This is a genomic window from Dapis hubbardiae BLCC-M172 (assembly GCF_050016015.1).
GTDB lineage: Bacteria > Cyanobacteriota > Cyanobacteriia > Cyanobacteriales > Microcoleaceae > Trichodesmium.
Genome location: NZ_JBNHEQ010000120.1, coordinates 1 through 7924, shown reverse-complemented (window position 1 = coordinate 7924; position 7924 = coordinate 1). Strand labels below are relative to the sequence as shown.

Annotated in this window: 4 protein-coding genes; 2 read left to right on the top strand and 2 right to left on the bottom strand. The window is 34.5% G+C overall.

Features of this window, described 5'->3' with window-relative positions; translation table 11 throughout:
• On the bottom strand, window positions 1-2860 hold a 2860-nt coding region (locus ACP6PK_RS11015; protein WP_426559641.1), incomplete at its 3' end, for an nSTAND1 domain-containing NTPase.
• A gap of 317 nt (window positions 2861-3177) precedes the next feature.
• Between ACP6PK_RS11015 and ACP6PK_RS11010 the strand changes: the two genes are divergently transcribed.
• Together ACP6PK_RS11010 and ACP6PK_RS11005 are read left to right on the top strand one after the other, a co-directional pair.
• Entirely contained in the window at window positions 3178-3705 is a 528-nt protein-coding gene (locus tag ACP6PK_RS11010) for a hypothetical protein (RefSeq protein ID WP_426559640.1), read from the top strand.
• Between the two features lie 324 nt (window positions 3706-4029).
• The gene (locus ACP6PK_RS11005) at window positions 4030-5028 is read left to right on the top strand and encodes a hypothetical protein (protein WP_426559639.1); all 999 of its coding nucleotides are present in this window, start codon (window positions 4030-4032) and stop codon (window positions 5026-5028) included.
• A 643-nt stretch (window positions 5029-5671) separates the two neighbouring features.
• On the opposite strand, the gene ACP6PK_RS11000 is transcribed toward ACP6PK_RS11005, so the two are convergent.
• Window positions 5672-7330, bottom strand: coding sequence for a dynamin family protein (locus ACP6PK_RS11000; RefSeq protein ID WP_426559638.1), 1659 nt, complete (start codon window positions 7328-7330; stop codon window positions 5672-5674).
• Between the last annotated feature and the right edge of the window lie 594 nt (window positions 7331-7924).

The window sequence follows — 7924 nt, the reverse complement described above, 5'->3', positions numbered from 1 at the left end:
TAGCATCCCAGAGGCGGGCGATATTGTCATTACTTGCTGTGGCAATGGTTTTGCCATCGGGGCTAAAGGCTACCGCTCTTACCTCTCCTTGGTGGGGTAGGGTAGCGACTTCTTTGCCGGTGGTAGCATCCCAGAGGCGGGCGATATTGTCATTACTTGCTGTGGCAATGGTTTTGCCGTCAGGGCTAAAGGCTACCGCTCTTACCGAGTCCTGGTGTTTGAGGGTAGCTAATTGTTTGCCGGTGGTAGCATCCCAGAGGCGGGCGGTTTTGTCATTACTTGCTGTGGCAATAGTTTTGTCGTCGGGACTAAAGGCTACTGCTCTTACGTCCCCTTCGTGTTTGAGAGTATAAAGATGATCGGGAAGTTGGGCTAACCCCTTGCGGATAATTTCATTGACTGCATTTTGAGATTTATCTAAAAGCTGACTGTCTAAAAATTTGCTGACAACTTTCCTCCACCAATACTCTTCCCGTTCTTTAAATTCTTGAATTTGAGCTATTGACTGGACTGCCAACAAAACACTTGTATCATAACGGTTATAAATGCTCAAAACCTCTGCTTCAGATGCTCGCCTATAAATATTAGCAACGTTACTTCTATATTCGGCTTTCCTATTCTGAATGAAAGCATAAGCAGATAACCCAACCATTACAAGTGCAACAATTGATGAAAATAGGTTTTGGTTTTGAGCTAATTTTTTAGCTTTTTCCTCTTCAAGTTGTTTTTTGATGCGTTCTTTCTCTTCAACTTCTAAACGAGTTCTCAACTCCTGACTTGCCCTAACAAACTCATAAGCATACCCATCCAACAAACCCATATCCCCATATTTGGTCACATATTCTTCTGCTTTTATTAACTGCCCTTCTCGCCATAACCAATCATCTTTTTTATCATGGTTTTCCCATTCCTTTGCGTCAACTTCTATCTTCCTTACTAAGGGTAAAACTTCTTGATAATCTTCTACCCAATTTCTCAGCTTTTCCCAACTTCTAATTAATTCTTCGTGAATCACATCTAATAATGTTCCTGCCCCTGACTTATCTTTAGTAATTAACCGATTATTTTTGTCTGCTAATTTATTACTTACCTCTAACAACATCTCTAAACTATGTTGTTCATTTGGCAAATTTTCTAAAATTACTCGTCTACGAGTATCTGTTATTTTTCCTGACTTTGTTTGCTGTTCCCCAGGCTGTACTAATTCTAAAAATATCCTCTTTGCTACCGACTTTTCCTCTTTATTCAGACTCTCAAATACTTCGTTTGCTCGTTTCGTTAAAGTACCCTTAATTCCTCCCAACTTTGTATAAGTTGCCAGTGTTAAATATTTACTTTTCTCTTCTCCTTGAGTGGCATATTTCCACAGAACATCCATAGTATATTGCAGCAGAGGTAAACTACCTGGATTCCGCAAAAAGTCTTCTGTAATTTGGGCAACTAATCCGGCTTCTACTTCCATTCCTACTAATTGATCCGGGTTTTTAATTGCTTCTTTTACTTCCTCTTTTTCCAGAGGTGTTACTAATAGTTGACGTTCTTTAATTTTAGTCGCTAACCCTGTATATTTTGAACATTGGTTGAGAAAATCTGCCCGCATTCCTAAGATTAAGCAAAGTTTCTTTTGAATTGCTTCACTTTCTAGAGCTGCCAACAAACAATCAAAAAATTCCTGTCGTTTTTCGTGAGTTTCACACAGAGTAAAAGATTCTTCAAATTGGTCAATTAAGATGACAACTCTTTCTGTTTCTGCTTGCTCAATAAACTGGATTAATTTTTCTGTTAAATTCTCTGGTTTTTCTGCTTCTAGATTAATTGCCTTTTGCAGATTTTCTAGAGGTGTTCCAGTAGGAGTAAAAGGCTTAATATATTGCCATCTATCACTTCCCGAAATTTTCTGCCCCCGCTTCAATTGATATAATAAACCTGCTCTTAATAAGGAAGATTTTCCACTGCCTGATGCTCCTAATACTGCCAGAAAATTATTAGTTCTTACTCGGTCTATTAATTCATCTGTTAATCTAGTTCTGCCATGAAAAAATACTGCATCTTCTTCTTTGTCTGTAAAATAAGATAAAGCACGATAAGGAGGTGTATTTTTCCAACGTTCATCTATAGGTTGAGTCGGTGTATTAGTAGTTAGAATAATTGCATTTCCTGAATTATGAAATACAGGAGCTTGAGAAGCATCACGCATATTCTTTTGGATAGAATCTGCCAAAATATAGTTAGTTATCCAACCATCAAGAGAATTTTCTGGATTTAAACCTTTGAGTAATCTAGCTGTAAAAGCACCATGTTCTCCATTTACTTCTATACTTGTTTCAAAGGAACGAGAAGCAGTAATAAAACAGCGACTTATTTCTTTTCCACTACCCGGATCTGCCTTTTCAAAGTTTAATAATTCTCCACTAAAACAACAGTCTAACCAAACTATTTGTTTTTTCACCGGACTATTTTGTAATAGTTCTTTGAACCAATTTAATGATATGCCATAAATATTCCTTTTTGTTTGCACATCACTGGTAATTAAAAAGCCTTCTCGAACACCCCCTTCTGTTGTGACATAACCATGTCCGGCAAAGAAGAATAAAGCCACATCAGGAATTTCACTTTTCGAGGTAGGATTAAATAAATTACTAATCCGTGGTTGAAGGTCTTTACTTTTTACTTTGCCATTAGAAATAAATCTTTCTCTACCTTTTTCGTCATAATCTTTAGGCAAACGTTGCACATGAAATTTGCCATACTTTTCTAACATTTCCGCAATAGCTTCAGCATCATTAACAGGAGCTTTGAGATTTAAATTTCTCTCATATATATGGTTGTTAATTCCTACAACCAATGCTTCTCTACGCATAGTTAAAACTACTTACTAATAATAATCTTCTTTTATATTGTATCAGGACTTACGCAAGGAAACTAAATCCAGTGAGGGCGAATGGCATTCGCCCCTACATATCGCATTTTTAAGGTAAATTTGCGTAATTCCTCTGTATTTTATATTGTCACTTTGGGTTATAATATTTTCTAGTTATTCCACAAACTTAGATTTAATACCTATGGGGATTCAAAATGTTATAATTCAGAAGTCATAAATTGTTTTTGCAATGGGATTTTGAGCAACCCTCCCAAAAACATTTCGCCTTTAAAAGCGGGTTTTAAGACTGAATTATTTTGATAATTGATCGAGTCGAAATTCAAAACCTTAGCTTGACTAGAGAAAAAATAGCAGATAGAAGGATACTGAAGATGGATAATTCAATGGACAAAGAAAAATTATTATTATCTCTGGTATATGCAATCCAAGAGTTAGAAACTCCTTTAAGTTCAGAGGAAAAAGAACAACTCCAAGATGTTTCCGAACAATTAGCTGATGACCCCACAGCTTGGGAAATCTATACTAAACCTCTGGTAGAGGAAATAATTAGTAATAACTCATCTCTGAATAAAATCTTTCAAGATGTTCAGTCAAAACTAGAAAAAATTGACAAAATTCCTCAAGATGTTCTCCCTACTGCTGAAGAGTTAGCAACAGTTACTCCGACAAAAAATCAACCCCAGGAACGCCCTATTCCCAGGATTAATTCTGCCGATTTAAAAAGTAATGAAATTACTAAGATGTGTATCCAGGTTATCTCATCGCCAGAGCTATCAGAAACAGTTAAAAAAGTTAGTAAGTTGGATAAATTATTGAATTTATAAATTAAAAAAATTGAGATACTAAATTAGGAATTACACAAATAAACCAAGAAACCGGGTTTGTATTAAATACTCTAATACAGTAATATTAACTGCCAATAAACCCGGTTTCAAATAAACTAAGAAACCGGGTTTATATTAAATACTCTAATACAGTAATATTAACTGCCAATAAACCCGGTTTCAAATAAACTAAGAAACCGGGTTTATATTAAATACTCTAATACAGTAATATTAACTGCCAATAAACCCGGTTTCTAATAACACTTTCATTGCAAGTACAATTGAAATTCAAACTTTATCTTAGATAGAAAACTAACAACTGAAATGACTTATATTATTAATCCCACAATTGACTTATTTCTCTATGACCTCAGAAACAGTCTCGGTGATGATGAAAAAGACATAAAACAAAAACGCCAATATTTTCATCAAAAATTCCATCCAACTGTTCAGCAACAGTTAAAACAAGACGGACAAGACAACAACCAAAATATAGAAACAGAATATATTCATCTCCTCAAATCTACTTATGCTCCCTTAGATCCTAATAGTTCTGGAGAAGATGGTTATTACTATCCAGTAAGATTAGGAGATAGTTATGGATTATTATTAGAAGTTGCTACACTCGACAAAAAAACACCAGAATATTTTGGCGAATTAAAAGCCCAAATTAAACAAAAATTAGGAGAAAATACTGCCACATTAGGTCAGACCTGGATGCTATCCACTTACATACCTAATTTCTCAGAAACAAGCCCAGAAGAAATAGAAAAAATTGCTCAAAAATGTTACAAAGCAATTTTTCCTGACGAACAAGAAATAAAATTTGATGGCAGAGGTGAATTTATTGGAGCAACAATTTTTGAATATTCTGGCAATAATAGCTTAAAACAACAAACTGTAAAATTCACAGATGAAGAAATTACTACTGTTGTGCAAAATCAACATATTATTATTACTATTTATCCAGACGAAGAAACATTCTACAAATTAGGTGACTTTTATGCAGACTGGATGCGGTTATTTTATTATCATCATAAGGTTGTTTGGGCTTATGGTCAAACTCGGGTTTTAAGCAATCAAATTAAAAAGAAATTTAGTAAAATTCAGACAAGAATTGAATCTATAGAAACAAATATTACTCAAGGAAAGAGACAAGTTAATAAGTTGGAAGAAATTAGTAATATTCTCACTGAATTCCAAATTACCATTAATCGATATACTAATGATCTAAGCAATTTACAATTTCAAAAAAACACAATAGAAATAAATTTAAGTAATTACGATAAAAGAATACAAACTATCCAGAAAAAAGCTATATAAACAATTACTACAAATCAAACAGAAATGGTATTTTTTGAAGATTTTAGTCAATTTGTCAACGAAAAATATTTTTACAGATCGACAGAGATTTACAAAATTTTGAGGATGGGTTAGAATTATTAGAAGGTAATATTAATACTATTAATAGCCAAGTAGAAATAGAAAAAGCTAAGAGCGATCGCTACTTTAAAGAATTAATTGTTGTGATAGGTACAGCATTCGGTTTTGTTGGTTATATTGGTGGTGAAGCCCAACAACAATGTCAATTAATTCTCCATTCTTCGATTTGTCAAAATACATTTATCTTCAAAATAACAATATTTTTGATTGCTGCTATATCAGTTTGGTTTTTCAGAAAATATATATATAAGGAATCGTAAATTAGTTTGACTTCTCCTCTGTTAAAAAAGTCAGAAGTTAGAAGTAAGAAGTTGTTTTTGTCATGGATTTTGAGTCAGTTTAAGCAACTCGTGAAAACCTCTCCCCCGACCCCTCTCCTGCTCCGAGAGGAGAGAAATATTCATCCCCTTCCCTTGTAGGGAAGGAGCAGGGGGGTTAGGTTTTTTTAGTGCAATAAGCGTAGGTTGGGTTGACGTAGGAAACCTAACAAAAATCTTTAGATACACCTTATGTTTTATGAATTTTAATCAATCAAAAATTCCAATTCTTGATTTATTTCTGCTGATAAATTATTCAATAACTGTAGTTTATTTCTTAACTTTATCGCCTCTGGTGACTGCTGAGTGACAGGAATTTTAATAACTTTTTCCGCTATTGCTTCATATTCCTCAACTGCTTTTAAAGTTACAGTGCTAAAACGACTTAAATAATCTCTAGCTGCATTAGCATAAGCTTGTTTCACTTGCTCTTTATAACTTGCTAAATTTTGCGATTTATTCTGTTTATTATCGCTCAAAAGATAGGTTGCACCACCAACAACTGCAGCACCCATCGGACCTCCTAATAACCAACCTATTCCAGAGGCGATCGCTATATTTCTTAGACCTCCTGATTTTTTGGTTTCTGATGGGGGTGGAGGTGGCAAAAAAACTTTTGGAGCTTCAGGAAATGTAATTATTAATTCCTCTGTTTCTCCTAATTTAAAAAACTCACAAGCTTTATCTACCCACTCAGTAATTTCTTGTTTGTATTTCAGCGCTTCTGGTCGAAATTTTTCAGACTCCCAAATATTAAAAGTTCTCTGTTCCAAAACTATAGCTAATTCAAATTGATACCTTGCCAAAAGCTTAGTTAAATATAGCCAACTCTGAAAATTTGAACTACTCTTTTGGAAACCTTCTTTAATTAACTTTTCTGCCTTTTTTTGAATCTCAAACTTTTCACTTTTCCGCTCTTGAATAGCAATTAACTCTTTAGTTACCTCCCTAGCATTAGCCTTCATTACTTCACATAACTGAGAAGCGATCGCCCGGACTCTAGATAACTGAATATTCGTCTTTTCTCCACAAGCTTCAACAATACTTTGTAAAGCAGATTCAAAAGTAGCTAAACCCGTAGTTTGTGCCACAGAAACATCACCTTTTAAGCGTCCCCGCAAAGCAGGTAAAGCATCAACCCGATACAAATTACTAATATTATTCGGCAGTTCGGAGCGAAAACTTTCTGCCACAAACCGCATTCTATTAGAAACCTCTTTTTGTTCCTCTGGCGTGAGTAAATTCATAAAATTAACCACAAAAACCACAGTCTTAATACCCCGTTTATCTAACCAATCTCTGAGATTTTCTCGCTCACCTAAAGTCATCAAATTTCTAGCATCTAAAACCTGCACCACTAAATCGGCAGTTAATAATTTTTCCTGCACCAAAATATTCTGAGCTTCCCTATCATTAGTTCCTGGTAAATCTAAAAATTCCACCCCTCTTTTGAGAAAAGAATGAGGGCAATAAACTTCTACTGAAGTTACATCATCTCGCATTTTGCGGTTATCATCTAGCACAGCATATTCTTTAAGAATATCTGTACCATTGGCATTAATGATACTTCCATCTTTTAACTGAATTCTTGTTTGTAACTCTTTGCCATATTTCACATAAATTGCAGCTCCAGTGGTGGGAATTAAATCTATAGGTAATGTCTGTTGTCCTAACAAAGCATTTAGGAGGGTAGATTTACCATAATTAAACGGAGCAAAAACAGCAATTTTAAAAGCAGGGTTTGCCAGATATTCACAGAGAGAAATTACATCTTTTCTTAATTGAGAATCTGGCTCAAATTCTAAAATTCCTAGAGCGGAATTAAAATAATTTGTTAGGTTTTGGTAATGTTCTTTTGGTTGCATTTTAATTTAGTTATCAGTTAAAGGAAGAAGGAAGAAGGAAGAAGAAGAAAGGAAGAAGAATAAGAAAGGAAGAAGAAGAAGGAAATTTCATTAGTCTATAGATCGATACTTTATAAGTTTTGGTGTGATATTAACCGCATTAGGCGTTGGGTTTCCCAATTCCATTTTTGGTTGGGTTTGGAGACCAAACCCCTACAATCAAACTTGACAACCTATTGAAAATTGCTTGGGTTTTCCAATTCCATTTTTGGTTGGGTTTGGAGACCAAACCCCTACCATAAAATTTGACAACCTATTGAAAATTGCTATAGATATAGCCATCTTCAACAATTAACAATTAATAATTACCTCTTCTGTATAGAATGATTGGTTAAAAGGAATTTTTTTCTCCATGAATGGAGAGGCTTTATACCTTAATGTTTCGGTAAATGATTTGTGAAAAAAGCCCTAAAGGTTGGGTTTCCCAATTCGATTTTTGGTTGGGTTTGGAGACCAAACCCCTACAATCAAACTTGACAACATAAGTGCGAATTCTATAGTAAGAGATTGAATGTATCAGGAAATATAAAAAGGAGATAGGGAACACTTAACTGG

Coding starts and splice junctions, on each gene's coding strand:
- ACP6PK_RS11005 (WP_426559639.1), top strand. CDS start 4,030: ATGACTTATATTATTAATCCCACAATTGACTTATTTCTCTATGACCTC.
- ACP6PK_RS11000 (WP_426559638.1), bottom strand. CDS start 7,330: ATGCAACCAAAAGAACATTACCAAAACCTAACAAATTATTTTAATTCC.